This is a genomic window from Caulobacter sp. GW822-FHT01G02 (genome assembly GCF_058802865.1).
Map to the genome: position 1 here is coordinate 243,590 of NZ_JBXAON010000008.1, position 26,392 is coordinate 269,981.

Annotated in this window: 27 protein-coding genes; 13 read left to right on the forward strand and 14 right to left on the reverse strand. The window is 69.0% G+C overall.

All coding sequences use genetic code 11. From position 1 onward, the window contains the following. The first annotated feature begins 59 nt into the window (after window positions 1-59). The 5 genes from flgC (at window position 60) to AC1RNC_RS22570 (ending at window position 3,289) form a co-directional block, all read left to right on the forward strand. Entirely contained in the window at window positions 60-479 is a 420-nt protein-coding gene (gene flgC, locus AC1RNC_RS22550) for a flagellar basal body rod protein FlgC (RefSeq protein WP_062099726.1), read from the forward strand. 102 nt (window positions 480-581) lie between these two features. Beyond that, the gene (locus tag AC1RNC_RS22555) at window positions 582-1,472 is read left to right on the forward strand and encodes a cation diffusion facilitator family transporter (protein WP_492888341.1); all 891 of its coding nucleotides are present in this window, start codon (window positions 582-584) and stop codon (window positions 1,470-1,472) included. Window positions 1,473-1,546: 74 nt separating this feature from the next. Beyond that, window positions 1,547-1,897 carry a DUF190 domain-containing protein gene (locus tag AC1RNC_RS22560; protein ID WP_492086177.1) on the forward strand — a complete coding sequence of 117 codons (351 nt, stop codon included), beginning with the start codon at window positions 1,547-1,549 and terminating at the stop codon, window positions 1,895-1,897. 53 nt (window positions 1,898-1,950) lie between these two features. Continuing rightward, on the forward strand, window positions 1,951-2,127 hold the full coding sequence (locus AC1RNC_RS22565) for a hypothetical protein (RefSeq protein WP_492086176.1): 177 nt from the start codon (window positions 1,951-1,953) through the stop codon (window positions 2,125-2,127). 73 nt (window positions 2,128-2,200) lie between these two features. Further along, the gene (locus tag AC1RNC_RS22570) at window positions 2,201-3,289 is read left to right on the forward strand and encodes an acyltransferase family protein (protein WP_492086175.1); all 1,089 of its coding nucleotides are present in this window, start codon (window positions 2,201-2,203) and stop codon (window positions 3,287-3,289) included. Window positions 3,290-3,313: 24 nt separating this feature from the next. Here AC1RNC_RS22570 and AC1RNC_RS22575 read toward each other — a convergent pair whose 3' ends face one another. The 4 genes from AC1RNC_RS22575 to AC1RNC_RS22590 all read right to left on the reverse strand — a co-directional run bounded on the left by AC1RNC_RS22575 (window position 3,314) and on the right by AC1RNC_RS22590 (window position 5,353). Next, window positions 3,314-3,829 (reverse strand): hypothetical protein, encoded by a 516-nt coding sequence (locus tag AC1RNC_RS22575; protein WP_492086174.1) that lies wholly within the window; start codon window positions 3,827-3,829, stop codon window positions 3,314-3,316. 140 nt (window positions 3,830-3,969) lie between these two features. Beyond that, window positions 3,970-4,341 carry a hypothetical protein gene (locus AC1RNC_RS22580; RefSeq protein WP_492888342.1) on the reverse strand — a complete coding sequence of 124 codons (372 nt, stop codon included), beginning with the start codon at window positions 4,339-4,341 and terminating at the stop codon, window positions 3,970-3,972. A 446-nt stretch (window positions 4,342-4,787) separates the two neighbouring features. Further along, window positions 4,788-5,009 carry a GDCCVxC domain-containing (seleno)protein gene (locus AC1RNC_RS22585; protein ID WP_492086172.1) on the reverse strand — a complete coding sequence of 74 codons (222 nt, stop codon included), beginning with the start codon at window positions 5,007-5,009 and terminating at the stop codon, window positions 4,788-4,790. Continuing rightward, window positions 5,006-5,353, reverse strand: a complete 348-nt coding sequence (locus AC1RNC_RS22590; protein ID WP_492086171.1) for an MFS transporter permease — start codon at window positions 5,351-5,353, stop codon at window positions 5,006-5,008. The genes AC1RNC_RS22585 and AC1RNC_RS22590 overlap by 4 nt, the downstream gene beginning before the upstream one ends. A gap of 148 nt (window positions 5,354-5,501) precedes the next feature. Between AC1RNC_RS22590 and AC1RNC_RS22595 the strand changes: the two genes are divergently transcribed. After that, the gene (locus AC1RNC_RS22595; RefSeq protein ID WP_492086170.1) at window positions 5,502-5,954 is read left to right on the forward strand and encodes a MerR family transcriptional regulator; all 453 of its coding nucleotides are present in this window, start codon (window positions 5,502-5,504) and stop codon (window positions 5,952-5,954) included. A 59-nt stretch (window positions 5,955-6,013) separates the two neighbouring features. On the opposite strand, the gene AC1RNC_RS22600 is transcribed toward AC1RNC_RS22595, so the two are convergent. From AC1RNC_RS22600 to AC1RNC_RS22625, 6 genes are all read right to left on the reverse strand, one after another. Then, window positions 6,014-6,400, reverse strand: coding sequence for a copper-binding protein (locus AC1RNC_RS22600; RefSeq protein WP_492086169.1), 387 nt, complete (start codon window positions 6,398-6,400; stop codon window positions 6,014-6,016). A 12-nt stretch (window positions 6,401-6,412) separates the two neighbouring features. Beyond that, on the reverse strand, window positions 6,413-9,559 hold the full coding sequence (locus AC1RNC_RS22605; RefSeq protein WP_492888343.1) for an efflux RND transporter permease subunit: 3,147 nt from the start codon (window positions 9,557-9,559) through the stop codon (window positions 6,413-6,415). Beyond that, window positions 9,556-11,070, reverse strand: coding sequence for an efflux RND transporter periplasmic adaptor subunit (locus AC1RNC_RS22610; protein WP_492888344.1), 1,515 nt, complete (start codon window positions 11,068-11,070; stop codon window positions 9,556-9,558). The genes AC1RNC_RS22605 and AC1RNC_RS22610 overlap by 4 nt, the downstream gene beginning before the upstream one ends. Further along, window positions 11,067-12,293 carry a TolC family protein gene (locus tag AC1RNC_RS22615; RefSeq protein WP_066681845.1) on the reverse strand — a complete coding sequence of 409 codons (1,227 nt, stop codon included), beginning with the start codon at window positions 12,291-12,293 and terminating at the stop codon, window positions 11,067-11,069. Before AC1RNC_RS22615 ends, AC1RNC_RS22610 begins: the two co-directional genes overlap by 4 nt. Window positions 12,294-12,417: 124 nt before the next feature. Beyond that, window positions 12,418-12,543 carry a hypothetical protein gene (locus AC1RNC_RS22620; protein WP_255357039.1) on the reverse strand — a complete coding sequence of 42 codons (126 nt, stop codon included), beginning with the start codon at window positions 12,541-12,543 and terminating at the stop codon, window positions 12,418-12,420. Between the two features lie 115 nt (window positions 12,544-12,658). Continuing rightward, on the reverse strand, window positions 12,659-13,021 hold the full coding sequence (locus AC1RNC_RS22625) for a hypothetical protein (protein ID WP_062099714.1): 363 nt from the start codon (window positions 13,019-13,021) through the stop codon (window positions 12,659-12,661). Between the two features lie 288 nt (window positions 13,022-13,309). Here AC1RNC_RS22625 and AC1RNC_RS22630 point away from each other — a divergent pair, with 288 nt between their 5' ends. Next, on the forward strand, window positions 13,310-13,789 hold the full coding sequence (locus tag AC1RNC_RS22630) for a DUF305 domain-containing protein (protein WP_062099713.1): 480 nt from the start codon (window positions 13,310-13,312) through the stop codon (window positions 13,787-13,789). Window positions 13,790-13,824: 35 nt separating this feature from the next. Here the strand turns inward: AC1RNC_RS22630 and AC1RNC_RS22635 are convergent, their stop codons facing one another. Beyond that, window positions 13,825-14,463 carry a methyltransferase family protein gene (locus AC1RNC_RS22635; RefSeq protein ID WP_062099712.1) on the reverse strand — a complete coding sequence of 213 codons (639 nt, stop codon included), beginning with the start codon at window positions 14,461-14,463 and terminating at the stop codon, window positions 13,825-13,827. Beyond that, entirely contained in the window at window positions 14,460-14,729 is a 270-nt protein-coding gene (locus tag AC1RNC_RS22640; RefSeq protein ID WP_062099711.1) for a DUF2933 domain-containing protein, read from the reverse strand. The genes AC1RNC_RS22635 and AC1RNC_RS22640 overlap by 4 nt, the downstream gene beginning before the upstream one ends. A 133-nt stretch (window positions 14,730-14,862) precedes the next feature. On the opposite strand from AC1RNC_RS22640, the gene AC1RNC_RS22645 reads away from it, so the two are divergent. From AC1RNC_RS22645 to AC1RNC_RS22660, 4 genes are all read left to right on the forward strand, one after another. Further along, complete coding sequence (locus AC1RNC_RS22645; protein ID WP_492888345.1) at window positions 14,863-16,395, forward strand: MBL fold metallo-hydrolase RNA specificity domain-containing protein; 1,533 nt, start codon at window positions 14,863-14,865, stop codon at window positions 16,393-16,395. Next, the gene (locus tag AC1RNC_RS22650) at window positions 16,392-17,930 is read left to right on the forward strand and encodes a thymidine phosphorylase family protein (RefSeq protein WP_062099727.1); all 1,539 of its coding nucleotides are present in this window, start codon (window positions 16,392-16,394) and stop codon (window positions 17,928-17,930) included. Before AC1RNC_RS22645 ends, AC1RNC_RS22650 begins: the two co-directional genes overlap by 4 nt. Continuing rightward, on the forward strand, window positions 17,927-18,811 hold the full coding sequence (locus AC1RNC_RS22655) for a ribose-phosphate pyrophosphokinase (RefSeq protein WP_062099709.1): 885 nt from the start codon (window positions 17,927-17,929) through the stop codon (window positions 18,809-18,811). The genes AC1RNC_RS22650 and AC1RNC_RS22655 overlap by 4 nt, the downstream gene beginning before the upstream one ends. 152 nt (window positions 18,812-18,963) lie before the next feature. Continuing rightward, the gene (locus tag AC1RNC_RS22660) at window positions 18,964-19,590 is read left to right on the forward strand and encodes a response regulator transcription factor (protein WP_062099708.1); all 627 of its coding nucleotides are present in this window, start codon (window positions 18,964-18,966) and stop codon (window positions 19,588-19,590) included. Window positions 19,591-19,621: 31 nt separating this feature from the next. On the opposite strand, the gene AC1RNC_RS22665 is transcribed toward AC1RNC_RS22660, so the two are convergent. Both AC1RNC_RS22665 and AC1RNC_RS22670 read right to left on the reverse strand, forming a co-directional pair. Beyond that, a complete protein-coding gene (locus tag AC1RNC_RS22665) occupies window positions 19,622-21,388 on the reverse strand; it encodes an oleate hydratase (RefSeq protein ID WP_062099707.1) in 1,767 nt (588 codons plus the stop codon). Between the two features lie 60 nt (window positions 21,389-21,448). Next, on the reverse strand, window positions 21,449-23,785 hold the full coding sequence (locus tag AC1RNC_RS22670; protein ID WP_172274907.1) for a heavy metal translocating P-type ATPase: 2,337 nt from the start codon (window positions 23,783-23,785) through the stop codon (window positions 21,449-21,451). 387 nt (window positions 23,786-24,172) lie between these two features. Between AC1RNC_RS22670 and AC1RNC_RS22675 the strand changes: the two genes are divergently transcribed. Together AC1RNC_RS22675 and AC1RNC_RS22680 are read left to right on the forward strand one after the other, a co-directional pair. After that, the gene (locus AC1RNC_RS22675; protein WP_062099705.1) at window positions 24,173-25,708 is read left to right on the forward strand and encodes a PAS domain S-box protein; all 1,536 of its coding nucleotides are present in this window, start codon (window positions 24,173-24,175) and stop codon (window positions 25,706-25,708) included. Further along, window positions 25,698-26,321: a response regulator transcription factor gene (locus tag AC1RNC_RS22680; RefSeq protein WP_172274909.1), complete on the forward strand. Its 624-nt coding sequence runs from the start codon at window positions 25,698-25,700 to the stop codon at window positions 26,319-26,321. The genes AC1RNC_RS22675 and AC1RNC_RS22680 overlap by 11 nt, the downstream gene beginning before the upstream one ends. Window positions 26,322-26,392 lie beyond the last annotated feature (71 nt).

Here is a 26,392-nt window from a genome sequence, read left to right on the forward strand (position 1 = left end):
GCGCCGAGCAGGTCTCGGCGCGCCGCCTCTTTCTTCAAACCCAAGTCCGGAGACAGTCCATGACCAAGTCGTCGATCGAAGGGGGAAGCACGGCCATCGCCGTGTCGGGGCTGCAGGCCCAGAAGAAGCGTATCCAGATCCTGGCCGAGAACATCGCCAACGCCAACTCGACCGCCAGAACCCCCGGTGGTGAGCCTTACCGACGCCAGATCCCGGTCTTCAAGGTCGAGCCCATGGGCGGCGACGAGGGGGTGGTGTTGAGCGGCGTGAAGGCCGATCCCAAGCCATTCCCGCAAGCCTATGACCCTGGCCACCCAGCGGCCAACGCCGCCGGCTACGTGCTCTTGCCCAACGTCAACAGCCTGGCCGAGAGCCTCGACCTCAAGCAGGCCATGAAGGCCTACGAGGCCAATCTCAACGTCCTCGACACCCAGGACGCGATGGAGAAGGCCACCCTTTCCATTCTCGACAAGAAATAGACGCCCGGATCGCGCCCGAAGCCCACAAGTGATCGGTTTCGTGCGTTGATCCCTCAAACTTGGCAGGCGCGTTTCGGCGCAGGGGAAAGGGAGACGTTTTCGATGGGAGCAGGACACGATCACGGCGCGAGCCAGGCCAATGGCCGAAGGCTCGCCATGGCCCTGGCGCTGACCTCCACATTCCTGATCGCCGAGGTCGTGGCCGGCATCGCCTTCAACAGTCTGGCGCTGTTGTCGGACGCCGCGCACATGTTCACCGACGCCGCCGCCCTGGCCATCGCCCTGGCGGCAATCCAGGTCGGCCAGAAGAAGGCGAACGAGGAGTTCACGTTCGGCTATCGGCGATTTGAAATCCTCGCCGCGGCCTTCAACGCCATCCTGCTGTTCGGCGTGGCCATCTACGTGCTGGTCGAGGGCGTCAAGCGCATCGTCAATCCCGAGCCGGTCGGATCGGTGGGGATGTTCATCGTCGCGGTGCTCGGCCTGGTCATCAACCTGATCTCCATGCGTCTGCTCAGCAGCCACAAGGACAAGAGCCTCAACGTCAAGGGCGCCTATCTGGAGGTCTGGGCCGACATGCTCGGCTCGCTGGGCGTGATCGTCGGCGCCGTCGTCATCAAGGTCACGGGATGGCGCTTCGTCGATCCGATCGTGGCCATCGGCATCGGCCTCTGGGTGCTGCCGCGCACCTGGATCCTGCTGAAGGACACCTCCCGCATCCTGCTGGAAGGCGCCCCTCCGGGAATGGCCTTGGCCGGCGTGCGCAAGGCCATCACCGAGATGCCCGGCGTCGCCAGTGTCCATGAGCTGCACCTGTGGACCACCGGTGCTGACCAGGCCGTCTGCACCGTCCATGTCGTGCTGGCCGACGGGGCAGTGGGCGAGGATGTCCGCAAGGCCATCGCTGCGCGGCTGGAGACCGACTTCGACCTGCATCACGTCACGATCCAGACCGAGGTCGTGGAGTGCGCCGAGGAAGATCCGCACGCCTAGGCGGCCGGCTGAATGAGCGTAGGGCGCGTCCGCGTTCCGGGGCGCGCCAGGATTTTAGCGAGTGAGGTGACCCCGTGGCCCAAGACGACCTGCACATCCTGAGGATCTATCTCGACGCCGGCGCGACCTTGAACGGCGTGGCCTATGACGCGGTGCTGATCGAGCGCGCCCGCACCATGGAGATCGCCGGCGCGGCGGTGCTGCGCATCGAGGAGTCTTTCGGCGAGGCGGTGCTGCACGGCGCCAAGGCCCGCGACCTGGCGCCCGAACAGCACCTGATCGTCGAGATGGTCGATACCCGGTCCAAGCTCGACGCTTTGGCCGCGACGCTCGAAGTGGCGGCCGATGTCGGTTTGGCGACCTTGGGCAAGGTCCAGGTCGTCGCCTATGGCGGCCACCGTCATCACAGTGCGCCGCCCGCCTGAGGCCGCGATCAAGCCAGCCCTGACCCGCAAGGGTCTATGTCGAGGAGCCGAAGATGACCGATCCAAAATCCCCGCCCAAGCCAGATCCCCAGCCCGCGCCGCCATCCGATCGTTCGCCCCCCGAAGAGGGCGGCATGATCGACGAGGGCGGCGTCTATCGCGGCAATGTCGAAGGCGTCGAAAGTGAAACCGAGACCCGCCGCGACGGCGGGATGATCGGCGAAGGCTAGGGCGCGCGGCACCAGGAGCGCCACCCGCGTTCGGGGACGCTCGGGCGCCAACCCGCCGACGTCGGGGGACGACATGTATCCAGCAGACCTCAAATCCCTGACGGGCTTGCGCATCGTCGCGGCCGCATGGGTGCTCGTCTATCACTTCCGAAACCGGCTCGGCCTCGACCTCGAGCAGGTCGGCATGATCGACAAGGGCTACCTTGGGGTGGACCTGTTCTTCATCCTGTCGGGCTTCATCCTGTCCCACGTCTATGTGCGCGCCTGGGCGGAAGGTCGCTTCCCCTACGGCTCGTTTCTCTGGGCGCGCCTGGCGCGGCTCTATCCGGTCCACCTTCTGACTCTCGGCGCGACCATCATGCTGTGGGGGCTGGGGCGCTGGGCCGGCGCCCGGTTCGAGGCCGCGGCCTTCGATCCGGCCGCCATCCCCCAACACCTACTACTGGTCCACGCCTGGTGGGCGACGCCGACCGTGCAGTGGAATTTTCCCTCCTGGTCGATCTCGGCCGAGTGGTTCGCCTACCTGACTTTCCCCGCCTTCGCCCTGGCGTCGTTGACCCTGCGCCGACGTCCGATCGTGGCGGTCGTCCTGGCGGCAACCCTGTTCTTTTCGCTCGACGCCATCGTTCAGGCCTACGGCGGATCGCTGACCAGGCTGACCGCGCACGGCGGCGTGCTGCGGATCATCCCGTCCTTCGCCATGGGCGTGGCGCTCCATAGGCTCGGTTCGACCCGCGCGCCGCCCACGCTGGTGGCGCACACTGGCATGGGCGTCGCCGTGGTCTGGATCGTCGTGGCCGCGACGCTGGGCCTGGCCGATCGCTGGACCTGGCTGGGTCTGGCGGCGCTCATCTACTGCACCGCCGAGACGGCGAAAGCCGGGCGGGGGGGAGTCCTGGCCGCGCCGCTGATGGTCTATCTGGGCGAGGTCTCCTACGCCGTCTACATGACCCACCTACCGGTCGACATCGCCTATTTCGAGCTGCTCGATCGCTTCGTGCGGCCGGTCGGCGGCTGGGCGTGGGTGGCCTGGGGCGGTGTCCTGGTCTTCTGCCTGTTCGTCTCCGTCGCGGTCTATCATGGCGTGGAGCGTCCCGCGCGCGGCTGGCTACGCCGCCATGATCCGTTCGTCAGGCGGCCCGAGCCCCATCAGCCGGCCTGACGAGCGGGCCTTGGCCTTAAGTCTTCAGCCCTCCACCTCCGTCCGGGTGGAGGAGCGCAGGACCGCGTCGTAGAGCGCGCCGTCCTTCTCGGTCCCGTCAAACAGGACGACGAACTCGCTGACCGTGGAGCCGCGGGTGAGCGACACGTGCGCCACGAACGTTAGGGGCTCGCGGACCTTGGCGGTCGACTCCAGCCGTCCGTTCCGTCGGTCGAAAACGAACCTCTGTCCAAGGCCGTCGGCGCGCAGCGTGGCGACGACGACTTGGTCGGCTTGGAGGCTTCCCAGGAGCGGGGTTACGCGGAAGTTCCAGGCCGCCCGGCGGCGAATGATCTCCAGCCGAATGGCCCCATTGTCGAGATAGATGCAATGGGGGTCTCCGCCATCGCCGTCGTGGTAGAGCGCCAGCACCCCCTCGAACCGGTGCATCCAGACCAAGATCAGTACGGCGATCAGGGCGATGAAAACCAGCAGCACGGCGGCCGTCAGGGCCCAGGGGTGGGCGGCGGCATAGAGCGTCAGATCGTGGATCGGGGTCACGAGGCGTTGCTTCCGGCTAGTGACGGGTAGGACAGGAGGGGGCCGGCGCGCACCGACGCGCAGAGCCGCGGCATGCGGCCGATAGATTTCTGAGACATGGAATTCCTCGAACACGAAGGGCGCGGCCGTGGCCGCGCGGTCTAGGCGATGGATTCGAGATCGGGTTTGGGCGGACGGTCTTGCGGGTTGCTGGTCAGGCCCGTGCTGCGGTCGTTCGTCAGGTGGAACCGGACGACCATGGCGAGCGAGACCGTGGGTTCGATCGCATGGGCGGTCGACCCAAAGAGGGAGGGGCCATCGGCATGGTGCTGATGGGCGCCCGAGGCGGGCGATTCTGAGGTCTGGAGATCGGTCGCCGTCGACGGCGCCGAGACGCGATCATCTGTCCTACCGATGGGGCGCTCCGGGTCCTCAGCGATCGTGGAGGGCGCGGCCCCGAAGAGGTCGGCGTCAAGATGGGTCCGGTCGACCGGCATCAGCAGGGCGAGCACCGCCATTAGCAGGGCGGCCATGGCCACCACCACCTGACGAAGCTGCCCTAACACGCCAATCCCCACGGTCCCCCGCTAGCTGCAATGCCGACACTCTTGCGCTTTCGGCCGATATCTTCAACGCTGCAGGCCGGTTGCGAGTGTGTTCAGCTATCCGTTTCGGACAGCGTTCCGGGCTGCCCGCGGGCTGAGGCCGTCTTTGACCCACTGCTTCACATAGTGGCTCCCGATATGGGCATTCGCCGGACCTGATGCCGATCCCAGCTTTCGGCCAGGGCGGGATACGCAAGACGTCCGGCACGTTCAGGAACGAGCGATTTAGGCTCCATCCCGCCGCCTGAGGCTGCCGCACCGCCCCGGCCTGATGACCCTTGAAGGTGTCGAGGGCTAAGTACTCGACGCGGCGGCCCACTGGAGGTCAATTTCATCTAAAGCCGGCTAGATCGAGGTGAGGCGGGCTGTAGCACTCACCCGCAACACCCGCTGCAATTTTTCTGAATCGGTGGGCACGGAACGTCGCCGTAGGAGCAGTAGACGCAGCAATCGCCCGGCTTGGGCTTCAGCACCGCGCCACAGCCTCGGCAGTCGTAGAAATACTGACAGGCGTCGGTAGGCATGGTCTCGGTCGCCTTGTGGCCGCATTGCGGACAGGTCAGGGTCGACTGAGGTTTGATCTGGACATCGCTCATCGGCGCGCACTCCGGATCAGGCCCAGGGCCCAAGGTTCGATGATCGGCTGCCAGAGCATGGCAAGGACGACGAGAAGGGTGGCCGCGCCCAACAGACCCACCTCCAGCCGCGAGGGGGCAGCGCAGGCGTTGTCGATCCGACACCTCCGCGCCCGTCGCCAGGTCAGGGCCCAGCCCGTGCCGATGGCGCCCAGCGCCAGAAGGGTGAGCCAGGCACGCTGACCCGCGATCCAGCCAAGACCGCCCAAGCCCAGGCCCGCCAGCGCCAGGGACATCGGCAAAATGCAGCAAGCCGCCCAGGCCAGCACCGCACTGGCCGCCGCTGTCAGCGCGGTCCAGCTCAAGGCCGCCTCCGTCATGCGCCGGGGCGTTCCGTCGCCCGGTGTCCCAAGCCCGCGTCTTGTCATCACGCCATCACCTGCTGTTGCGATCCGCGCCAAGATGCCATCTGTAGCGACTACAGACTCAAGCCCTAATCGAAGACCGCGAACCATGGCTGGCCAGGCAATTCAGATCGGCGAACTTGCTCGTCGTACTGGCTGCAACATCGAGACGATCCGCTATTACGAGCGGATCGGCTTGATTTCCGCGCCCCTGCGCCGAGGACGCTACCGGACCTATGAGACCCGGGACGTGCAGCAGCTGAGCTTCGTGCGTAGAGCGCGGGAGCTGGGGTTCAAGTTGGATGAAGTCCGCGCGCTTCTGAACCTGGCGACCGATGAGACCGCCGCCTGCGCCGAAGTTCGCGACTTGGCGGCGGCGCACCTTCACGACGTCCGTGCGCGGATCGCCGACCTTAGGCGGATGGAACAAGTCTTGGCGGACGCCGTGACAGCTTGCGAGACCGGACAAGATCCAGGTTGCCCGCTGATCCAGGCGCTCAGCGCGAAGGGCCAAGGAACAGGGCGAGGCGCGATTTCCGCCGCGACGGCGCCGGAGCCTTGATCTTCGCCGATGACCGGATCGGCGGGCGCGAGTTTTGGTTCGAGCCCGCCCACCGGCCGCTATGGCTTGCTGATGGCGGTGACCTCGCCCGCGCCGTCATGGAGCTTCAGGTCGAAGGCGACATGATCGCCGATCGCGACGCCGTCCAGCAGGGCCGGCGCGATCTTGAAGCCCATGGTCATGGCCGGCCAGCCGGCCTGGGGGATGGCTTCGTGGTCGAGGGTGATCGTGCCGGCGGCCATGTCGATCGCCTTCACGACGCCGACGCCCTTGGCCATCTTGTCGGCCGGAGCCATGTCCATGCCGGCCATCGCGTTGCTCGCTGGAGCAGGAGTGGCGGCGGGAGCTGGAGCGGCGGGCGTCGCGGGCGCTTCGGCCTTGCGGCCGCAGGCGGCCAGGCTGGTCGTCGCTAGCAGGGCGGCCAGGGTCAGGGACAGGGTCTTCATCGGGTTAATCTCCTAGGCTGAAGTGGAAGCAGAAGCGGGGGGGCGGGCCTGGCGGCGGCGCAGCAGCAGGTAGCCGGCCGGGATCACGAACATCGACAGCAGCGGCGCGGTGAGCATGCCGCCGATCATCGGGGCGGCGATGCGGCTCATCACTTCGGAACCCGCGCCATGACCCCAGAGGATCGGAGCTAAACCGGCCAGGATCACCGCCACGGTCATGGCCTTGGGCCGTACCCGCAGCAGGGCGCCTTCCCGCACGGCGGCCTCGACCTGATCGGACGTCGGGTCCGGTCCTAGCGCCTCCATGGCGTGCTTGAGATAGATCAGCATCACCACCCCGAACTCGGCCGAGACGCCGGCCAGGGCGATGAAGCCGACGCCGGTGGCCACCGACTGGTGGAAGCCCGCCAGGTACAGCGTCCAGATCCCGCCGGTCAGGGCGAAGGGCAGGGTGGCCATGATCAGCCCCGCCTCGTCGAAGCGGCGGAAGATCACGTAGAGCAGCACGAAGATGATCAGCAGGGTGGCCGGCACGACGATCTTCAGCCGGTCGGCGGCCCGTTGCAGATATTCGAACTGGCCGGAGTAGGAGACGCTGACGCCGGGCGAGAGCCGCACCTTCTGGCTCACAGCCCGGCGTAGGTTGCCGACCACCGAAGCCAGGTCCCGGCCTCGCACGTCGACATAGACCCAGGTGGTCGGGCGGCCGTTCTCGCTCTTGAGCATCGGCGGCCCGTCGGCGATCTGGATCTCCGCCACCGTGCCCAGGGTGATCTGTGCGCCGCCAGGGGTGAGGATCGGCAGGGCCCGCAGGCCTTCCAGGCTGTCCCTCATTTCGCGCGGATAGCGCACGCTGATCGGATAGCGGGCCAGGCCCTCGACCGTCTGACCGATGGTCTCGCCGCCGATCGCGCCGGAGACGATCGACTGGACGTCGTCGATATTGAGCCCGAACCGCGCGGCGGCGGCCCGGTCGATGCGGACATCGACATAGCGCCCGCCGGTCAGTCGCTCGGCCAGGGCCGAACTGACGCCCGGCACGCTCTTGGCCACGCCCTCGACCTCGCGGGCGATGCGGTCGAGTTCGGCCAGGTTCGCGCCCGACACCTTGACCCCGATCGGGCTCTTGATGCCGGTGGCCAGCATGTCGATGCGGTTGCGGATCGGCGGCACCCAGACATTGGTCAAGCCAGGCACACGGACACGCTGGTCGAGTTCGGCGACCAGCTTGTCGGGGGTCATGCCCGGCCGCCACTGGTCGCGCGGCTTGAAGCGGATCGTGGTCTCGAACATCTCCAGCGGGGCCGGGTCGGTGGCGCTCTCGGCGCGGCCGGCCTTGCCGAACACGCTGTCGACCTCCGGCACGGTCTTGATCATCCGGTCGGTCTGCTGGAGGAGCTGGCCGGCCTTGGCCGCCGACAGGCCCGGCAGGGCCGAGGGCATGTAGAGCAGATCGCCCTCGTCCATGTTGGGCATGAACTCCCCACCCAGGTGGGCGAGCGGCCAAGCGGTGGTCGCGAAGGCCAGCAGCGCGACCAGCAGGGTGGTCCTGGGCCGGCGCATCACCCGGTCGAGCAGCGGACGATAGGCCGCCGTCAGCACGCGGTTGACGGGATTGGCCGCCTCGTCGGGGATCTTGCCGCGGATCAGATAGCCCATCAGCACCGGGATCAGGGTCACCGAAAGGATGGCCGCCGCCGCCATGGCGTAGGTCTTGGTGAAGGCCAGGGGGCGGAAGAGCCGGCCTTCCTGGGCCTGCAGGGTGAAGACCGGGATGAACGACAGGGTGATGATCAGCAGGCTGAAGAACAGGGCGGGCCCGACCTCGGCGGCGGCCTCGGTGATCACCGCCCAGCGGGCCTCGCCGGTCAGGATCTCGCCCGGATGCTCATGGGCCCAGCGCTCGAGCTTTTTGTGGGCGTTCTCGATCATCACCACGGCCGCATCGACCATGGCCCCGATGGCGATAGCGATGCCGCCCAGCGACATAATGTTGGCGTCCACGCCCTGGCTCTTCATCACCAGGAAAGCGGCCAGGACGCCCAGCGGCAGCGAGATGATCGCCACCAGGGCCGAGCGCAGATGGCCCAGGAAGAGGGCGCAGACCAGGGCCACGACCAGGAACTCCTCGACGAGCTTGCCGGTCAGGTTGTGAACGGCGCGGTCGATCAGGCCCGAGCGGTCGTAGGTGCTCACCACCTCGACGCCAGGCGGCAGGCTCTTCTTCAGCTCGGACAGCTTGGCTTTCACCGCCGCGATGGTGGTGCGGGCGTTCTCGCCCGAGCGCAGGATCACCACGCCGCCGGCGACCTCGCCCTGGCCGTTGAGTTCGGCGACGCCGCGCCGCATTTCCGGGCCGACCTGGATCGTGGCCACGTCGCCGAGGCGCACTGGGACGCCGCCGGCCGCCGTCTTCAGCGGCACGGCCTGGAAGTCCTCGATCGTCTTCAGATAGCCGGTGGCGCGGACCATGTATTCGGCCTCGCCCAGCTCCAGCACCGAGCCGCCGGTCTCGGCGTTGGCGCCTTTCAGCGCGGCGACAACCTGTTGGTGCGTGACCCCGAAGCTGGCCAGCTTCTGCGGGTCGAGCACCACCTGGTACTGGCGGACCATGCCGCCGATCGCCGAGACCTCGGCCACGCCCGGTAGGGTCTTCAGCTCATAGCGCAGGAACCAGTCCTGGATCGATCGCAGCTGGCTGAGGTCGTGGCCGCCGGTCTTGTCGACTAGGGCGTACTCGTAGACCCAGCCCACCCCGGTGGCGTCAGGACCCAGGGCCGGACGGGCGCTCTCCGGAAGACGGCCCTGGACCTGATTGAGGTACTCCAGGACCCGCGAGCGGGCCCAGTAGAGGTCGGTCTTGTCGTCGAAGATCACATAGACGAAGCTGTCGCCGAAGAACGAATAGCCGCGCACGGTCTTGGCGCCAGGGACCGAGAGCATGGTGGTGGCCAGCGGATAGGTGACCTGGTTCTCGACCAGCTGCGGGGCCTGGCCCGGATAGCTGGTGCGGATGATCACCTGGGTGTCGGAGAGATCGGGCAGGGCGTCGATCGAGGTCGACCGCACCGCCAGGCCGCCGGCCACGATCAGCGCCAGGGCGCCCAGCAGCACGAAGAAGCGGTTGGCGACCGACCAGCGGATCAGGGCGGCGATCATGCGCCACCGCCGATCTTGGCGATGCGCCGGATGATCGGGTCGGCCGGCGGCGGGTCGAAGGCGAAGCGGACCTGGTCGCCGGCCTTCACGCCCTTCAGCAGCCTCGGGTCGGCGCGGAAGGTCATGGTCATGGCCGGCCAGCCGATGGCCGGCACGGGGCCGTGCGAGAGGGTGACGCCGTCCGGGGTCACCTGCTCGACGCGGCCGGTGGCTTCGGCCAGGGCCGGCTTGGCCGCCGCCGTGGGCTTGGCCATGGTCATGTCGCTCGGCGAGGTCGAAGGACCCGACGCCGGAAGCGGCTGAACCTGCAAGCCTGCCAAGCTGGCCTCGGAGTCGATCAGGAACTGGCCCGACGCGATGACCTTCTGACCAGAAGACAGCCCAGCCAGGACTTCCGTCCGGCCGCCAGCTTCGCGCCCGGTCCGGACCTCGACGGCCTGGTAGCGGCCGCCGTCGGCGGCCAGCATCACCACGTCGCGCGCCCCGGTGCGGATCACCGCCTCGGACGGGATCAGCAGGGCGGTCCGCGTCGCCGCGTCGAAGGCGATGGTGGCGAACAGGCCAGGCTTGAGGCGGCCGTCGCGGTTGGCCAGTTCGATCCGCGCCTGCAAGGTGCGGCTGTCGCCCTGGGCCTGCGGGAGCACGGCCTGGACCGTCCCGCGCAGGGTCTCGCCCGGATAGGCCGCCAGGGTGACGCCAACGCCCTGGCCCGGACGCAGCTGCCCGGCCTGCGCCTCGGGCACGGCGGCCGTGACCCAGACCCTCGAGAGGCCGTTGATCTCGGCCAGGGTCTGGCCCGCGCCCACGGTCATGCCGGCGCGCACGTCGAGCTTGGAAACGACCCCGCCGAGCGGCGCGGTGATGGTGATCGTGGTGCGCGGCCGCCCGTCTCGGTCGAGACCGGCGACCACGCCGTCGGGCATGCCCAAGAGGCGCAGGCGCTGGCGGGCGGCGGCGCTCAGGGCCGCGTCTCCGGTGCGCCGGACCGCCAGATATTCGGCCTGGGCGCCGCCCCATTCGGGAACCAACAGGTCGGCCAGCGGCGCGCCGGCGGCGATCACGTCGCCCGGCGCGCGGCCATAAACCCGCTGCACGAAACCGCCGCTGCGGGCCTGGACGACGGCGACGTCACGCTGGTTGAAGTCGACGATCCCGGTGGCGGTCAGGCCGCTGGAAAGCGCGCCTTCCTCCACGGTCGCCAGCCGGAAGCCGAGGTTCTGGGCGGCCGAGGGGTCGATCCGCACCCCCGCCGCCGGACCACTGGTTTCGGCCTCGCCGGCGTATTTGGGCGTCAGCGGCATGTCCATGAACGGCGACTTGCCCGGCTTGTCGAAGTGCTGGGCCGGGACCATCGGGTCGTACCAGTAGAGCACCTTGCGGCTCTCGGCCGAGGTCGCCGGCATCGGCGGCTTGGCGGTCAGGCGGGCCAGGCCATAGCCGCCGGCCCCGGCCAGCACGACCAGGGCGGCGCCGGCGCCGAGCAGGGCCTTCATCGAGGGGGAGGGGGTCATTGATCGTCGCTTCCGTAGGTGAGGGTCAGGCGGGCGGCGTCGATGGCGACGGCGGCCTCGCGATCTAGGGTGGTGAGCTGGGCCTCGGCCAGGCTCGAGAAGGCGATCAGCACGTCGGGCAAACCGGCCGCGCCGGAGCCATAGGCGGCGGTCTCCAGCTGGGCCCGCTGCTTGGCCAGCGGCAGCAGCGTGTCGCGGGCCCGCAGCCATTGCTCGTGATGCATGACGTGGTCGGCCAGATCGGCCTCGAGCTGGGCGCTCAGCGCTCGGCGGGCGTCCTCGCGCTGGGCGTCGGCGCGGCCGGCGCTGGCGGTGCGCGCGGCGATCATCGGATCCTGGCGGCTCTTGCCCCACAGCGGCAGGCTGATGCTGACCCCGGCCGAGACCATGTCGCCGAACATCGGGTCGCGGCGCTGGTAGGCCACTTCCCAGCTCCAGTCGGGCTGCTTGTCGGCCTTGGCCAGGGCGACGTCGGCCTGGGCTTGGCGGGCGGCGGCGTCCTTGGCCAGCACGGCGGGATGGCGGTCGATCGCGGCCCGAAGACTGGCGGGGGGGAGATCGAGGTCGGGCGCCGGACCGAGCGCCTCGGGGTCGGGATCTCCGGTCCAGCGGGTCAGGGCCGCACGGGCCCTCCCCAGGGCCGAGACCGCCTCGCTGCGGCGATCCGCCAGGGCCGCGCGCATCTGCGCGGCCTCCAGCGCCTGGGCGGGCCGCGAGCGTCCGGACGCGACGCCGGACGGGGCGGCGCTCCACAGGGGAGCCAGCTGGGCGACCACCCCGTCCAGGGCGGCGAGCTTGCGCTGGGCGTAGAGCAGTTCGATCCAGGCCAGCGCCGTGGCGACCCGGACCTGGCGGGCCTCGACCGCGCCCTCGGCCCCGGCCGCGACGATGTCGGCCTGCGCCCGGCCGATCCGCGCCTGGCGCTTGGCGGCGCTGGGCATGTCCTGGCTGAAGCCGACCTTGCCCATGGTCATCTCGTCGGTTCCGAACCGGCCGGCCGGCGGCCCCGAGACCGGGAAGTTGTCGAGGCCGACGGCGAGCTTGGGATCGGGCAGGGCGCCGGCCGCCTTGGCCGAGGCCTTGGCGGCCTCGACCTGCAGGGCCGCGGCGCGCAGCGCCGGCGCATTGGCCGCGGCCGCGTCGAGGCTCTGGGCGTAGGTCAGGGGCGCGGCGTGGGCGACGCTCGCCAAGCTCAGCCCGGCCAGAAGGGGGAGAATACGCATGGAGACGAAAATCCTGGAGGAAGCCGTGAGGGGCCAGCGCCCCGGCGAAGCGTTTGCAGCCGCTTCGCCGGGGCCGGACGGGACGGGCGAAGACAGGGGATCGGCCCCACCCGTCCCGGCCGAGCTAGCGAGCCAGGCAGGCCGGTTGGGCGGCCCGCAAATAGCCGCAGGCGCGTGGCGTGGCGGCCGAGACGGTCGTCGCGGAAGCTAGGCCGGAGACGAGCGCCAGCGCGGGAAGGCGGGGAGACATGAAGGTCATCCTTGAAGATCGAAAAGCCAGCCGGCGAAAGCGCGGGCGATCACGCGCGCCCGGCAGGACCGGGGCGTGAAACCAGCGATGGCGGGGATCGGCCCTCGGGCCGGTCCTAGGCGATCGTTCGGGGGGGCGGATCTTCGGGGATGAGGCGGTGGGTGCGGCCGCTGGTGTTGGACCAGCGGGTCTCGACGCGATAGCCGACGGCGATCGGGGTCTCCGAGCCCGGGCAGGGGGCCGCAACGGACAGGGCGCAACTGATCGCGCAGGCCTTGGCGCAATCCTTGGCCGACATGGTCTTGCCGTGATCGCAGCAGGGCTCGGCCTGGGCCACGTCGTCGCCGGCGGGGGCCATGGCGATCATGCTCATCGCGTCCATGCCGGCCATGTCGCAATCAGCCCGCGCGGCGTTGACCGCCAGCGGACTGAACGCGAGGGCCACGGCGGCCAGGAAAGCGAGCGCATGCCTTAGCATCGGGCGAGCTTAGCGCGGTCACACGGCCTCGTCATGTCCGGACAATCCCCGAATGCGATTTGCCGCGACGCGCGCGGACTGGCGACGGCTTGGAGGCGGGGCCTGAAAGCCGCCATCTGGTCCAATACGCAGCGGCCTGGACCATCCCTCGACCTTTGGCGCGGTCGCGGTGAATATTTTCAGAGGCGGAACGGGGGCGCCGTTCGCCGGTTGTGGGAGCATCGCAACCCGCTGGAAAACCTCGCCCCGGCGCGTGGTTGCGCCGGGCTCCAGGAGCGGAAAACAGTCATGGCCGAGCACCACGCGCCCAAAGACCATCAACACCACAGGCCCTACCTGCGCCTGGCCGCCATGACCGTGCTGTCGTTCCTGGCCATGTATGTCCTGATGTACGCCATGGTCGACAGGGCCGCGAACATCCATCCAAGCTTCAACCAGGCCTACATGGCCGGCCTGATGACCGCGCCGATGGTCATGCTCGAACTCGTGCTCATGGGCATGATGTATCCGCGCAAGGGCCTCAACCGCGGCTTGGTCGCGTCCAGCCTTGTCATCGGGGTCTTGTGCTTTGCGGCCATTCGCCAGCAGTGGCTGGTCGGCGACCGCGAGTTCCTGCGCTCGATGATCCCGCATCACGCTGGCGCGATCCTGATGTGCGGACGCGCGCCGGTGAAGGATCCTGAGATCCGCAGCCTTTGCGCCACGATCATCAAGGGCCAGCAGCAGGAGATCGACCAGATGAGCGCCATGCTCGCGCCCCTTCGCTGAGCATCGCCCGGTCGCCCCCGCGGCGATGGCGGGGGTCAACGCAACGGCCAGCGGGGGATGAAGGCGGGAACCCGCGCCCTGTAGTCGCGATAGGCGTCGCCGAACTGCGCCAGCGCCGCCTGCTCCTCGTGACGGGCCAGGCGGACGTACATCACCACCAGCACGGGGAACATCGCCAGCGTCAACAGCGTGGGCCACTGCAGCAGGAAGCCTAGCATCACCAGGATGAAGCCGGCGTACTGGGGATGGCGCACCCTGGCGTAGACCCCCGTGGTGGCCAGCTCCCGGTGGCGCTGACGGGCGTGCAGCGCCACCCAGCCGACCGAGATCAGCCAGAACCCGGTCCCGATCAGCACGAAGCTGGCGATATGGAACGGTCCGAAGTGGGGATTGACCCGCCAGCCGAACATCATCTCCAGCAGGTGGCCGGCGTCGTGGCTCCACCAGTCGACACTGGGAAAACGCGACTGCAGCCATCCCGAGAGCAGGAAGATGGTCAGGGGGAAGCCGTACATCTCGGCGAACAGGGCGACGATAAAGGCGCTGAACGCGCCGAAGCTGCGCCAGTCGCGGCCGGTCGCGGGCTTGAAGAAGCTGAACGCGAACAGGATGAAGACGGCGGCGTTGACCAAAGCCAGTCCCCAGAGGCCGTAGCCGTAACCGGGATGGGTCATCGCCGCTGCCTCTCGACCGGTTCGTTGGGATTGGCCGGCGCGTCCGCCGGGATGCGGCCGGGCGCGTCCTCTCGCCCGTGCTGATGGGCGCCATGGCCATGGTGCATGAACAGGTGCATCAGCGGACAGGCCAGTAGGAGCAGATAGGGCAAGACGCCGAGCACATGCGCGGCGTGCTCGGTGGTCAGGAAGAAGCCGGCGATCAGCAGGAACCCGACCAGGACGATCGTTCCGCGCCGACGCAGCTTTTGGTGTTGAACATCCATGGATCGCTCACTTCAGGCCTTGACGCCCTATCATAGGCCCGCGACCCGGGCGCCAAGTATAGGTAGAGGCCGCAGCGGCGGGTGGGGGCGGCGCCCGCGGGTCCCCGGAGGCAGGCGGCGATGTCTGCGGCCTTTGCGTATTGGCCCGCGGCGACCGAGCCTGAAAGGCTGCGCGGCGAGCATCATCACCAGAGGCAAGCCGCCCATGCACAGAAACAGGAAGAAGCAACGGCTCCACGGCAATTTCGGAACGGCCGCCCTTGAACGCGAAGCGCGCATCGACCTTGCCGAGCGGCCGGCCGGCGGCCTTGCCGTGGCCTTCCTCGGCGCGTCGGGCACGGTGACGGGCTCGCGCTACCTGCTGGACGACGGCCAGACCCGGATCGTGGTCGATTCCGGTCTGTTCCAGGGGGCCAAGGACCTGCGCCGCCTCAACTGGGCGCCGCTTGCGCCCGAGGTGGCCGACGTCGAGCAGGTGCTGCTCACCCACGCCCATCTCGACCATTCGGGCGCCCTGCCACGCATGGCCCGCCTGGGATGGGATGGGACCGTCCTCAGCACGCCGGCCACGGCGGCCCTTTGCCAACTGCTGCTCGCCGACAGCGGGCGCATCCAGGAGAAGGACGCGGAGTTCGCCAACCGCCACGGCTTCTCGCGCCACGATCCGGCGCTGCCGCTCCACACGGAGGCCGACGCGCGCCTGGCCCTGCGGCTGTTCGAGACCATCGGGTTTGGCGAATGGCGCTCGCTCGCCGACGGGATCAGGACGCGCTACCATCGCGCCGGCCACATCCTCGGCGCGGCGTCGATCGAGATCGACTGGAAGGGCCGGTCGGTTCTCTTCTCGGGCGATATCGGGCGCTATGACGACGCGGTGATCAAGGACCCCGAACCGCCGGCGCGGGCCGACTACGTCATCGTCGAATCCACCTATGGCGACCGCCGCCATGACCGCGTGGATCCGTCGCGGGCGCTGGGAGACCATATCGAACGGTGCATCCGACGCGGGGGAACCGTGGTGATCCCCGCCTTCGCGGTCGGTCGCGTCCAATCGCTGCTCTATCATCTGTCCCGTCTGCGCGCGGACGGCCGGCTGCGTGATGCGCCGATCTATCTGGACAGCCCGATGGCGATCGACGCCAGCGGGCTGATGTGTGATTTCATGGACGAACACAGGCTGAGCCGCGCGGCATGCGAAGCCGCGTGCGGCGTCGCGCACTATGTGCGCGAAGTCGAGGAATCCAAGGCGCTGACCGCGGACGCCACCCCCAAGGTGATCATCTCGGCCAGCGGCATGGCGACCGGTGGCCGCGTCGTGCACCATCTCAAGCGGTTCGCCCCGGATGAGCGCAACCTCATCCTGTTCTCCGGCTTCCAGGCGGCCGGCACGCGCGGCGCTGCGCTCGTCTCGGGGGCCCGGACGATCAAGATCCACGGCGAACACGTCCCCGTCCACGCCGAGGTGGCGAACCTGACCATGCTGTCGGCCCACGCCGACAGCGACGAGCTCATGCGGTGGCTGGGCGCCATGCAGGCGGCGCCGCGGCATGTCTATGTCACCCATGGCGAGCCGGCCGGCGCGCAGGTCCTGGCCAAGCGCATCGGCGAGGAACACGGCTGGCCTTGCACCGTCCCGACCCTCGGCAGCTGGGGGCGGCTGGCGTGAGCGTCCCAAGGCACGAGCAGGCCGACGCGAGGCCGGCGTCGGCCACGCTGCGCGCGCGTCGCATGGGGCTCACCGCGGCTGGCGGCGACATGATCGCGGTGATGCGGCACGACTGCCCGGTCTGCCGGTCCGAGGGCCTGGGGTCGCGCGCCCAGGTCGTCCTGCGCGCCGGCGGCCGCGAGGCGGTGGTGTCCTTGTTGCACAGCTCGGGCGACACGCCAGACCCCGGCGAGATCGGCCTTTCCGAGACCGCATGGGCCCGGCTCGGGGTCAAGGCGGGCGACCGCGTGGAGGTCGCCCACGCTCCGCCGTTGGCCTCGCTGCGGGCGGTGCGCCGCCGGATCTATGGAGAGCGCCTGAGCCAGGCGGCCTTTTCGGCGATCGTCGCGGATATCGCCGAGCATCGCTATAGCGACGTCCACCTCTCGGCGTTCGTCACCGCCTGTTCGGCGGCGCCGCTCGATCAGGCCGAGACGATCGGACTGACCAAGGCCATGGTCGAGGTCGGCGAGCAGTTGAGCTGGCCTGGGCCGATCGTCGTCGACAAGCACAGCGTCGGCGGCTTGCCGGGCAACCGCACCACGCCGATCATCGTCTCGATCATGGCGGCCGAAGGCCTGGTCATGCCCAAGACCTCCTCGCGCGCGATCACCTCACCGGCCGGCACCGCCGACACCATGGAGGTTCTGGCGCCCGTCGACCTCGACATCGCCGCGATCCGCCGGGTGGTGGCGCGCGAGGGGGGCTGCATCGCCTGGGGCGGGGCGGTTCGGTTGAGCCCGGCCGACGACGTGATCATTGGCGTCGAGCGGGCGCTCGACATCGACGCGGTCGGCCAGCTGGTGGCCTCGGTGCTGTCCAAGAAGATCGCCGCCGGCGCGACCCACCTGGTGATCGACGTTCCTGTGGGACCGACCGCCAAGGTGCGGAGCCTGGAGGCCGCGCGGGATCTCGAGGCGGCGCTCACCTCGGTGGCCGCCGCCTTCGGCCTGCGCACGCGGGTGATGTATGGCCCTGGGGCTGAGCCGATCGGACGCGGCATCGGGCCGGCGCTGGAGGCGCTGGACATACTGGCCGTGCTTCAAGGCGAGCCCGGCGTCGAGGATCTCGCCCATAGGGCCTGTGAACTGGCCGGGGGATTGTTCGAGCTGGCGGGCGTGGCGGCCCCTGGCGCTGGCCTCGCGCGCGCGCGGCAAAGCCTCGAGAGCGGCCGCGCCTGGGCCAAGTTCAAGCGCATCTGCCAGGCCCAAGGCGGCATGCGCTCGCCGCCGGTCGCCCGCTTCCAGCGAGACCTGACCGCGCCCTCCAGCGGCCGGATCGCCAGCATCGACAACCGCAAACTCGCGACCGTCGCCAAGCTCGCGGGCGCGCCGATGGCTAAGGCGGCCGGGGTGGCGGTCCACGCCCGGCTCGGCCAGTCGATCGTCGCGGGGTCGCCCTTGTGCACCCTTCACGCCGAGAGCCCCGGCGAACTGGACTATGCGGCCGCCTTCGCCTTGAGCGACGGGGCGATCTTCGCGATCGCGGCGCCATGACGCCGCCGATCGTCTTCGCCTTGGACGGCGGCGAGCGCCTGGCCCAAGCCCTTGGCCCAGCGCTCGGCGCGGAGGCAGGGGTCCTGCTGCAGCGCCAGTTTCCAGATGGCGAGACCTACCTTCGGATCGACAGCGACGTCACCGAGCGCGATGTCATCCTGGTCTGCGGCCTCGAGCGTCCGGACGCGAAATTGCCGCCGCTGCTCTTCGCGGCGGACACGCTGCGCGAGCTTGGCGCGCGCGGGGTGGGCCTGATCGCGCCCTATCTGGCCTACATGCGCCAGGACACCCGTTTCCATCCGGGCGAGGCGGTCACGTCGCGTATTTTCGCGGCGGTGCTCTCGCGCCACCTCGACTGGCTGGTGACCGTCGATCCCCACCTGCACCGCCATCACGCCCTGGCGGAGATCTACCGAATCCCCAGCCAGCTCGTTCACGCCGCGCCGCTCATGGCGTCGTGGATCAGGCGGAACGTCGCCCGACCGGTGATCGTCGGGCCCGATCTGGAGAGCGAGCAGTGGGTGGCGCAGGTGGCGGCCGGCGCCGACGCGCCGTTCCTGGTCTGCCAAAAGCAGCGGTCCGGGGATCGTGAGGTCGACATCTCGATCCCCAACGCCGGCGCCTTCCTGGGCCGCCAAGCCGTGCTCGTCGACGACATCGCCTCGTCGGGCCGCACGCTCGCCGTCGCGGCCCGCCAGCTCAAGGCCCTGGGTTTTGCGCCGCCGGACTGCGTCGTGGTGCATGCGCTGTTCGCCGGCGACGCCGCCCAGGTCCTGGGCGAACACGTCGCGCGCATCGTCAGCACCAACACGGTCGCCCATGCGTCGAACGCCATCGACATGACGCCGGCGATCGCCCAGGCCGTGCGCGCCCTGCTGTGAACGGCGTTCGCCAATCCTCGGCCAGCCGCCGGGAGGCGAACGGCGAAGCCTCTTGACCCTGGACCCCGGTCCAACCCGCACAAGGCGTCCGCGAAGCGGCGCCGCATTCGCCGCTGCAGCCTGGCGCCCGCTCAGTTCGCCTGAGGAGGCCCATGGGGGACAAGCGTGTCGTTCATATCGTCGACGACGAGGAGACGATCCAGCGGTCGGTCGGCTTCATGCTCCGCGCCACGGGCTTCAGCGTCGAGACCTATCCGTCGGGGACGGCGTTTGTGGCCGTCGCGACGCAGGCCAAGATCGGCTGCGTCATCCTGGACATGCAGATGCCGGGCCTGGGCGGGCTTGAGGTTCAGGTCGCCCTGGCCGATATCGGCGTCGACATGCCGGTCGTCGTGCTGACCGGCAATGGCGATGTCGCCCTGGCGGTCCGGGCGATGCGGGCCGGGGCCGTCGACTTCCTGGCCAAGCCTGTTGAAAAGGCCATGCTGCTCGAAGCGCTCCATCGCGGCTTCGCGCGCATCGACCGGGCCGATGGCCGGGCGGCCGAGGAAGCCGAGGCGCAGGGCCGCGTCGAGGCCCTGTCGCCGCGCGAGCGGGATGTCCTCGAAGGTCTCGCCCAGGGGCGCGCGAACAAGGCCATCGCCTATGATCTCGGGATCTCCTCGCGCACGGTCGAGGTCTGTCGCGCGAGCCTGGCACGCAAGCTCGGCGTCCAGACCTTGGCCCAGACCCTGCGGATCGCCTTCGCGGCGGGGATGGGACGGCCGCCGCGAGCCTAGACGCTCGCCGCGGCGGCCGCCCCGGCGATCGCTAGTCCGCGATCAGATGAAACCGCTCGACCAGCTTGGCGATCTCGGTGCCTTCCAGCGTCTTCAGCAGCAGCTTGCGCAGGATGGCGGGGCCGGGGATCTCGATGCCCTCGCCATCCCGCAGCGGCGCGACGGCGGCCAGCAGAGTGCGAATGTCATAGGTCGAGTTGAACACTTCGGGCACGCCGCGCTCGACATCGAGCAGCGTGTAGACCGCCTCCATCGGCGTGCGGACCGAATACTCCGTGGTGAAGATGCAGTCGCGCTGCTTGGACTCGGCGAACTGGCCGATGAAGGCGAAATTGACGGCCCCCGCCGGGACCACGTCCGGCCGGTCTCCGGCCTGGCGGGGCATGAAGAAGGCGGTGATATAGGGCATCATCACCGGCACGGTCCTGGCGCCGCTCGCCGCGAGATCGGCGATATCCTCGACCGGGACGCCGAGGTGATAGAGCCATTCCTGGGTGATCTCCTCGCCAGTGCAGGCCTGCATCGGCTTTTTCACATAGTCGCCGGGCCGATCGACGAACAGGGCGTAGAACCAGGCCACGAGCTGGTCCTTCGGCTGCTTCTTGAAATGGGGCTGGCGGCTGACCGTCCAACTCAGCAGCCAGCTCGAATCCTTGGCCGTGACGATGCCGGCGGTGACCACCTTGCCGCTGAACGGATCGCGCTTGGCGATCTTGCGGATGTACTGCGGAATACGCGCGTCGAGCGTGGTGATGGTCGCCGACGCCCATTTGGTCTGCGCAATATGGGCCCCGAACACGTCGGGACGTCCGAAGGCCGGGTCCTTGGCCGCGATGCGCCGCCACAGGTCCCAGGCGGGCGCCGGGCCTTGATTCAGCTTGGCCGGGGTCTGATGGTCGCCGCTGTCGGAATTTTCGGTCAGCGACCCGATGGTGATGAACACCAGATCGTCGGGGCCAAGATCGACGCCGCCCTCGGCGCCCTTCTCGATCCAGCCGATCCGCGTCGCCTGCTTGCGTTCGGCGTCGATCGCGAAATCGATGTCGGTGACCTGAACGCCGTAGCGGAACCGGACGCCCTGATCCTGCAGCCACTTGACCAGCGGCAGGACCATCGACTCGTACTGATTGTACCGGTTGAACTTGAGCGACGAGAAGTCGGCGAGCTGGCCGATGTGGTGGATGAAGCGGTGGAGATAGAGTTTCATCTCCAGGGCCGAATGCCACTCCTCGAACGCGAACATCGTACGCCAGAACAGCCAGAAATTGCTCTTCAGGAAATCGGGGCCGAACACCTCGTTGATCCGCTTGTTCTCCATCTCTTCGCGGGTCGCCAGGAAGACGGAGAGGAGCTCTCGTTGGGCCTTGTCGTTCAGCGTCAGCAGCGCCTTGTCGGGCACATCCTGCCCGCGGCTCTGCGTGACCCGCTGCAGCGAGACGTTCGGATCGTCCTTGTTGAGCCGGTAGAATTCGTCGAGGACGCTGGCGTCTTCGATCTCGAGCGAGGGGATCGAGCGGTAGAGATCCCAGAGGCACTCGAAATGCGCCTCCATCTCGCGCCCGCCGCGGATGACGAACCCCTTTTCCGCCACGTCCAGGCCATCAAGGGCGCCGCCGGGAAGCTCCAACTCCTCGAGAAGCGTGATGCGCTCGCCCGCGACGCCGCCGTCCCTGATGAGGAAGGCCGCGCCCGCCAGGCCGGCGAGGCCCGCGCCGACGAACCAGGCCGTCGCCCTGTCGGCCCGCTCCGGCTTGCGGGGACGGACGAACGCTTCATAATTTCCGCGGCTGTAATGCATTGGCGGGCTCCTAGGGGCGGCGAGCGGTTTGGGCGGCGGCTTCGGGACGAGCGCGCATGCTCATATCTTCTGCCGATTGAGCCGCAGCGCGTTGGTGACCACGCTGACCGAGGACAGCGCCATCGCCGCGGCCGCGATGATCGGCGAGAGCAGGATGCCAAACAGCGGATAGAGCACGCCGGCCGCCACGGGCACGCCCGCGACGTTGTAGATGAAGGCGAAGACCAGGTTCTGGCGGATGTTGGACATGGTCGCCTGGCTCAGCCGCCGCGCCTTGACGATGCCGTTGAGGTCGCCCTTGAGGAGGGTGACGCCCGCGCTCTCGATCGCCACATCGGTCCCCGAGCCCATGGCGATGCCGACATCGGCCGCGGCGAGGGCCGGCGCGTCGTTGACGCCGTCTCCGGCCATGGCGACCACGCGCCCCTCGCGCTTGAGACGCGCGACGACGGCGCTCTTCTGGTCGGGCAGGACCTCGGCTTCCACTTCCTCGATGCCCAGACGCCGCGCGACCGCCTCGGCCGTGGTGCGGTTGTCGCCCGTCAGCATCACCACCCGGATGCCTTCGGCCTTGAGGGCGGCCAAGGCTTCGGGCGTGGTCGCCTTGACGGGGTCGGCGATGGCGAAGGCGCCGCCGACCCGGCCGTCGACGCCGATGAAGATCGCCGTGGCCCCGTCGCGGCGAAGGGCGTCGGCCTGCTCCGCCAGGGCCTCGGTCGCGACGCCCTCGTCGGCCAGGAACCGGGCGTTGCCGAGCACGATGCGGCGGCCCTCGACGGTTCCCAGCGCGCCGCGCCCGGTCGGGGAATCGAAATCGCTGACCTCGGCGACCGCGACGCCGCGCGCCTTGGCCGCTTCGACGATGGCCAGCGCCAGCGGATGTTCGGACGCCCGTTCGACGGACGCGGCCAGCCGCAGCAGTTCGACCTCGTCAAACCCCGCCGCGGGCACGACCTGCGTGACCGCCGGGCGGCCCTCCGTCAGCGTGCCGGTCTTGTCGACGACCAGGGTGTCGACCTTCTCAATATGCTCGAGCGCTTCGGCGTTCTTGATCAGGACGCCGACGCCCGCGCCCCGGCCGACGCCGACCATGATCGACATCGGCGTGGCGAGCCCCAGCGCGCAGGGACAGGCGATGATCAGGACGGCGACGGCGGCCACGAGTCCGTAGGCGAAGCGCGGCTCGGGCCCCCAGACGCTCCAGGCGATGAAGGCCAGGACCGCCACGCCGATGACGACCGGGACGAACCAGCCGGAGACCTGGTCGGCCATGCGCTGGATCGGCGCGCGCGAACGCTGGGCCTCGGCGACCATCTGGACGATGCGGGCGAGCATGGTGTCGCGACCGACCTTGTCGGCGACGATGACCAGCGCGCCGGTCTGGTTGAGCGTGCCGCCGATCACCTTGTCGTCCTTGGCCTTCGTGACCGGCATGGACTCGCCGGTGACCATCGACTCGTCCAGCGAGGAACGGCCGTCCTCGACCACCCCGTCGACCGGGACCTTTTCGCCGGGCCGCACGCGCAGACGATCGCCGACCGTCACCAGATCGAGGCTGACCTCCGCCTCCGACCCGTCCGCCGCGATGCGGCGCGCGGTCTTGGGCGCCAGATTGAGCAGCGCCTTGATCGCGCCCGATGTGCGCTCGCGCGCCCGCAGTTCGAGCACCTGGCCCAGCAGCACCAGCACGGTGATCACCGCCGCGGCCTCGAAATAGACCGCCACCACGCCGTCGGTGTTCTGGAACGCGGGTGGGAAGACCTGGGGCGCGAGCGTGGCGACGACGCTATAGATCCAGGCCACGCCCGTCCCCATGGCGATCAGCGTGAACATGTTGAGGTTGCGGGTCTTCAGCGAGGCCCAGCCACGCTCGAAGAACGGCCAACCGGCCCATAGGACCACCGGGGTAGCCAGGGCGAACTGGACCCATATCGAAACCGGCATCGGGATGATGTGATGCAACGCGGGGAATAGATGGCCGCCCATCTCGAGGATCAGCACCGGGATGCTGAGAGCCAGACCGACCCAGAAGCGGCGGGTCATGTCGATCAGCTCATGGCTGGGACCGGCGTCGGCGGTCACCGTCGCCGGTTCGAGCGCCATGCCGCAGATGGGACAGGCTCCGGGATGGTCCTGGCGGATCTCCGGATGCATGGGGCAGGTCCAGATGACGCCTTCGGGCGCGGCCGACGCGGCCGACGCGGCCGGCGCGCCGAGATAGCGGTCGGGATCGGCGATGAATTTGGCCCGGCAGCCCGCGCTGCAGAAGTGGTGCGGCTTGCCGGCGTGCTCGGCATGGTGCGCGGTCTTGGCCGGGTCCACGCTCATGCCGCAGACCGGGTCCTTCACCTGGTCGGCCGCCGGGGCGCCATGCGCCGTGGGCTTGGTCTCGTTCATCCGCGCGTTCCTTTCGCCAGCAGCCCTTGTAGGGTCTGAGATCGTGCCGGGGTCAATACGTACTCTCCTCAGACCCGCGGCTGGAGAGGGCAACAGGCCGCGAGGCGTTCGACAAGCCGCGCGGGCGCCAAGCAACGGCGCGGCCGCACTTTGCGCTGAAATTCTGAGGGGACCGGCCGGCCCGCGCGTAAACGCGATAGGACCCCGCGGATACAAGCGAGACCGTGACCCATGGATGCACTATCGGACCCGCGCGCGTGGGGGCTGAAGGCTGGCGCGCGGCGTTGTCGGGCGGCCTGCCGGTCCGGCCCCGCGGGGTGTCGCCAAGCTCGCGCTCGCGCCGCATCGCCGCGCCTGCGCGCCGCGGATCTGGCCTGAGCCGGCGGCATGCGCGACCAGGATCAAGGCCCCGAGGCGGGCGTGGCCGCCGTCGAGCAGCTTGCGCGGCTGTTTCTGCGCCAGGCCGGCGGCTATGTCCTGACGCTGCTTGCCGCCTCGGGACGGGTCCTGAGCTACAATATCGGCGGCGAACGGATCGAATGCTGGTCAGCCGATCACGTCGTCGGCCAGCAGCACGATGTCTTCTATCCGCCCGATGAGATCCACGCCGGGCGTCCCCGGGCGGATCTCGCCGCGGCCTTGCGCGACGGCGTGCTGGAGCGCGAGGCCTGGCGGGTCTGCGAAAACGGCGCTGAATACCTCGCCCGCCTGACCGTCACGCCGCTGTTCGACGCGGGCGCGCATCGCGGCTTCGCCTGCATCGCCCGCGACATCACCGACGAGGCCGCGGTGCGCGCCTCCATCGAAACGCGCGAGCAGCATTTGCAATCGATCCTGGCGACGGTGCCGGACGCGATGATCATCATCGACGAGGCCGGCGCCATCACCTCGTTCAGCGCGGCGGCCGAGCGCCTGTTCGGCTATCGCGAGGCCGAGCTGATCGGCCGCAATGTCGCGTGTCTGATGCCCGAGCCGGACCATGGCCGGCACGACGCGTACATCAACCACTACCTGCAGACCGGCGAGCGCAGGATCATCGGCGTCGGCCGCGTCGTGGTGGGGCTGCGACGTGACGGGTCGACCTTCCCGATGGAGCTTTCGGTCGGCGAGGCGGGCGAGAACGGCCAGCGGCTGTTCACCGGCTTCATTCGCGATCTGACCGCCAAGGAGCAGGACGAACTGAAGCTGAAGGCGCTTCAGGCCGAGCTGGTTCATGTCTCCCGGCTGAGCGCCATGGGCACCATGGCCTCGACCCTGGCGCATGAACTCAACCAGCCTCTGGCGGCCGTCTCGCTCTATCTGGAGACGATCCGCGACATGCTGGAAGCCGAGCAGGGGGAACCCTTCGCCACCTTTCGCCGGGTCATGGACGAGGCCGCGCAGGAAACCCTGCGCGCTGGCCATATCGTGCGCCGCCTGCGCGACTTCGTGGCGCGCGGCGAGGTCGAGAAGAGCCTGCACGACCTGGCGCAGGTGATCGGCGACGCCGGCCAGCTGGCGCTCGTGGGCGCGCGCGAGCGGGGGGTGCGCAGCTTCTTCGATTTCGATCCGGCGGCCACGCCCGTCCTCGTCGATCGGGTGCAGATTCAACAGGTCCTGGTCAACCTTATGCGCAACGCCATCGAGGCGATGGCGGACACCCCGATCCGCGACCTGAGAATCGCCACGCGCCTGCGCGGCGACGGCCTGATCGAGGTCACCGTCGAGGATAGCGGGCCGGGCATCGCCGAGGACATCGGCGAGCAGCTCTTCACGGCGTTCGTCTCGACCAAGGCCGACGGCATGGGTCTGGGGCTCTCGATCTGCCGGACCATCATCGAAGCGCACGGCGGGCGGATCTGGGTCGAGGCGCCTGAGCGTGGCGGCGCCCGGTTCCATTTCACCTTGATCCACGCGGGGGCGGAGGAGGATTATGGGGGATAGGCGGATCATACACCTCGTCGACGACGAAGAGGCGATCCGGCGCGCGGCCGGGTTCGCCTTGAAGACGGCGGGCTTTGGCGTGGAGACCTACGCTTCGGGCGTGGAGTTCCTGAGGGCGGCCCGGTCGACGACCCAGGGCTGCGTCATTCTCGACGTGCGCATGCCGGCGATGGACGGCCTGGAGGTGCAGACCGCCATGGCCGAGCGCGGCATCCAGATGCCGGTCATCGTGCTGACGGGTCATGGCGATGTGTCGGTCGCGGTTCAGGCGATGAAGGCCGGCGCCGTGGATTTCCTCGAAAAGCCCTTCGAGAAGGCCGCTCTTCTCCATGCGGTCGAGCGAGCATTCGCGCGTATCGACGACGCCGACGTCCGCGCGATCGAGGCGTCGGACGCGCAGGTGCGCATCGCCAGCCTCACCCCTCGTGAGCGCGAGGTGCTGGAGGGCTTGGCCCAAGGCCATCCCAACAAGACCATCGCCTATGACCTTGGATGCTCGTCACGCACCGTGGAGGTGCATCGCGCCAGCCTGATGACCAAGCTGGACGTGCGCAACCTGTCCGAGGCGCTTAGGATCGCCTTCGCCGCCGGGATGGGCCGCAAACCCAAGTGACTGCGACGTTTACGTAGCGACCCGGAGGCGGCGGACATGCGACGGTCACCAGGCTTTCAACCGGATGCCTT

What these genes read in the sequence shown, in the direction of transcription:
- AC1RNC_RS22635 (WP_062099712.1), bottom strand. Translation starts at nt 14,463, where the DNA reads ATGACCCATCCCGGTTACGGCTACGGCCTCTGGGGACTGGCTTTGGTC.
- AC1RNC_RS22565 (WP_492086176.1), top strand. Translation starts at nt 1,951, where the DNA reads ATGACCGATCCAAAATCCCCGCCCAAGCCAGATCCCCAGCCCGCGCCG.
- AC1RNC_RS22580 (WP_492888342.1), bottom strand. Translation starts at nt 4,341, where the DNA reads ATGGCCGCCCTGCTAATGGCGGTGCTCGCCCTGCTGATGCCGGTCGAC.
- AC1RNC_RS22655 (WP_062099709.1), top strand. Translation starts at nt 17,927, where the DNA reads ATGACGCCGCCGATCGTCTTCGCCTTGGACGGCGGCGAGCGCCTGGCC.
- AC1RNC_RS22660 (WP_062099708.1), top strand. Translation starts at nt 18,964, where the DNA reads ATGGGGGACAAGCGTGTCGTTCATATCGTCGACGACGAGGAGACGATC.
- AC1RNC_RS22675 (WP_062099705.1), top strand. Translation starts at nt 24,173, where the DNA reads ATGCGCGACCAGGATCAAGGCCCCGAGGCGGGCGTGGCCGCCGTCGAG.
- AC1RNC_RS22605 (WP_492888343.1), bottom strand. Translation starts at nt 9,559, where the DNA reads ATGATCGCCGCCCTGATCCGCTGGTCGGTCGCCAACCGCTTCTTCGTG.
- AC1RNC_RS22595 (WP_492086170.1), top strand. Translation starts at nt 5,502, where the DNA reads ATGGCTGGCCAGGCAATTCAGATCGGCGAACTTGCTCGTCGTACTGGC.
- AC1RNC_RS22680 (WP_172274909.1), top strand. Translation starts at nt 25,698, where the DNA reads ATGGGGGATAGGCGGATCATACACCTCGTCGACGACGAAGAGGCGATC.
- AC1RNC_RS22625 (WP_062099714.1), bottom strand. Translation starts at nt 13,021, where the DNA reads ATGCTAAGGCATGCGCTCGCTTTCCTGGCCGCCGTGGCCCTCGCGTTC.
- AC1RNC_RS22665 (WP_062099707.1), bottom strand. Translation starts at nt 21,388, where the DNA reads ATGCATTACAGCCGCGGAAATTATGAAGCGTTCGTCCGTCCCCGCAAG.
- AC1RNC_RS22620 (WP_255357039.1), bottom strand. Translation starts at nt 12,543, where the DNA reads ATGTCTCCCCGCCTTCCCGCGCTGGCGCTCGTCTCCGGCCTAGCTTCC.
- AC1RNC_RS22600 (WP_492086169.1), bottom strand. Translation starts at nt 6,400, where the DNA reads ATGAAGACCCTGTCCCTGACCCTGGCCGCCCTGCTAGCGACGACCAGC.
- AC1RNC_RS22555 (WP_492888341.1), top strand. Translation starts at nt 582, where the DNA reads ATGGGAGCAGGACACGATCACGGCGCGAGCCAGGCCAATGGCCGAAGG.
- AC1RNC_RS22610 (WP_492888344.1), bottom strand. Translation starts at nt 11,070, where the DNA reads ATGACCCCCTCCCCCTCGATGAAGGCCCTGCTCGGCGCCGGCGCCGCC.
- AC1RNC_RS22630 (WP_062099713.1), top strand. Translation starts at nt 13,310, where the DNA reads ATGGCCGAGCACCACGCGCCCAAAGACCATCAACACCACAGGCCCTAC.
- AC1RNC_RS22570 (WP_492086175.1), top strand. Translation starts at nt 2,201, where the DNA reads ATGTATCCAGCAGACCTCAAATCCCTGACGGGCTTGCGCATCGTCGCG.
- AC1RNC_RS22670 (WP_172274907.1), bottom strand. Translation starts at nt 23,785, where the DNA reads ATGAACGAGACCAAGCCCACGGCGCATGGCGCCCCGGCGGCCGACCAG.
- AC1RNC_RS22640 (WP_062099711.1), bottom strand. Translation starts at nt 14,729, where the DNA reads ATGGATGTTCAACACCAAAAGCTGCGTCGGCGCGGAACGATCGTCCTG.
- flgC (WP_062099726.1), top strand. Translation starts at nt 60, where the DNA reads ATGACCAAGTCGTCGATCGAAGGGGGAAGCACGGCCATCGCCGTGTCG.
- AC1RNC_RS22615 (WP_066681845.1), bottom strand. Translation starts at nt 12,293, where the DNA reads ATGCGTATTCTCCCCCTTCTGGCCGGGCTGAGCTTGGCGAGCGTCGCC.
- AC1RNC_RS22585 (WP_492086172.1), bottom strand. Translation starts at nt 5,009, where the DNA reads ATGAGCGATGTCCAGATCAAACCTCAGTCGACCCTGACCTGTCCGCAA.